This window comes from Alloyangia pacifica (assembly GCF_020524285.1).
Lineage (GTDB): Bacteria > Pseudomonadota > Alphaproteobacteria > Rhodobacterales > Rhodobacteraceae > Salipiger > Salipiger pacificus_B.
Genome location: NZ_JAIVKX010000038.1, coordinates 1 through 1,924 on the forward strand (window position 1 = coordinate 1; position 1,924 = coordinate 1,924).

Annotated in this window: 1 protein-coding gene; it reads right to left on the reverse strand. The window is 67.4% G+C overall.

The features are described 5' to 3' along the window. A partial coding sequence (gene acs, locus LC039_RS26720) for an acetate--CoA ligase (RefSeq protein ID WP_226629919.1) occupies positions 1-1,924 on the reverse strand: 1,924 nt, incomplete at both ends.

A 1,924-nucleotide genomic window follows, 5' to 3' on the forward strand; every position in this document is an offset into this window, starting at 1 on the left:
CCTTGTTTGCGCGGTTCTCGATGAGGTCGTCGACGACGGAAGGGTCGGCGAGGGTGGAGGTGTCGCCCAAGGCGCCGTAATCGTTCTCGGCGATCTTGCGCAGGATGCGGCGCATGATCTTGCCGGAGCGGGTCTTCGGCAGGCCGGGGGCCCATTGGATGAGGTCGGGCGAGGCGATTGGGCCGATCTCGGTGCGGACCCAGCTGCGCAGCTCCTTCTTCAGCTCCTCCGACGGCGCGACGTCGTTCATCAGGGTGACGTAGCAGTAGATGCCCTGGCCCTTCACCGCGTGCGGGTAGCCGACCACCGCGGCCTCGGCGACCTTGGCGTGGGCGACGAGGGCGCTCTCGACCTCGGCGGTGCCCATGCGGTGGCCGGATACGTTGATCACGTCGTCGACCCGGCCGGTGATCCAGTAGTCGCCGTCCTCGTCGGCGCGGCAGCCGTCGCCGGAGAAGTAATAGCCCTTGTACTGCTGGAAGTAGGTCTGCTCGAAGCGCTCGTGGTCGCCCCAGACGGTGCGCATCTGGCCCGGCCAGCTGTCCTTGATCGCCAGCACGCCCTCGGTCGGCCGCTCGGAGATCTCGACGCCCGAGGTCGGCTCGAGCACCACCGGCTGGATGCCGAAGAAGGGCTTCATCGCCGCGCCGGGCTTGGTGGCATGGGCGCCGGGCAGCGGGGTCATCAGGTGGCCGCCGGTCTCGGTCTGCCACCAGGTGTCGACGATCGGGCAGTTTCCCTTGCCGATCTTGTCGTTGTACCAGTTCCAGGCCTCGGGGTTGATCGGCTCGCCGACGGTGCCCAAGAGCTTCAGCGAGCTCAGGTCGCAGCCGTCCACATAGCTGTCGCCCTGGCCCATCAGCGCGCGGATCGCGGTGGGGGCGGTGTAGAACTGGTTGACCTTGTGCTTCTCGCAGACCTGCCAGAAGCGGCTGGCGTCGGGCCAGGTCGGCACGCCCTCGAACATCAGCGTGGTGGCGCCATTGGCCAGCGGGCCGTAGACGATGTAGCTGTGGCCGGTGACCCAGCCGACATCGGCGGTGCACCAGTAGACGTCGCCCTCGTGGTAGTCGAAGACCACCTCGTGGGTGAGGGCGGCGTAAAGCAAATATCCACCACTTGCGTGCACAACCCCCTTGGGCTTGCCGGTCGAGCCCGAGGTATAGAGGATGAAAAGCGGGTCTTCGGCGTTCATCGGGCGCGGCGGGCAATCCGGCGCGGCGGTCTCCATCAGCGCTTTCACGTCGACGTCGCGGCCGTCGATCCAGCTGGTCTGGTCGCCGGTGTGCTTGACCACGAGGCAGCGCACCTTGTCCGAGCAGTGCAGCAGCGCGGCGTCGGTGTTGGACTTCAGCGCGGTGCGGCGGCCGCCGCGCGGCGCGGTGTCGGCGGTGATGACGATCTTGGCGCCGCAGTCGTTGATGCGGTTGGCGAGCGCGTCCGGCGAGAAGCCGGCGAAGACGATGGAATGGATGGCGCCGATGCGGGCGCAGGCGAGCATGGCATAGGCCGCCTCGGGGATCATCGGCAGGTAGATGACCACGCGGTCGCCGCGCATGACGCCCTGCGAGAGCAGGACGTTGGCCATGCGGTTCACCTTGTCGTAGAGCTCGGCATAGGTGATGTGCTGGGCCGGATCCTCGGGGTTGTCGGGCTCGAAGATGATCGCGGTCTGCGCGGCGCGGGCGGGCAGGTGGCGGTCGACGCAATTGTGCGCGACGTTGAGGACGCCGTCCTCGAACCACTTGATCGAGACCTGGCCGAAGTCGAAGTTGGTGTCCTTGATCTTCGTCGGCCGGGCCATCCAGTCGAGCCGCTGCGCCTGCTCGCCCCAGAAGCCGTCCGGATCGGAGATCGAGCGCGCGTACATCTCGTCGTAGCGCGCCGCGTCAACATGGGCCTCGGCCACGAAATCCTCGGACGG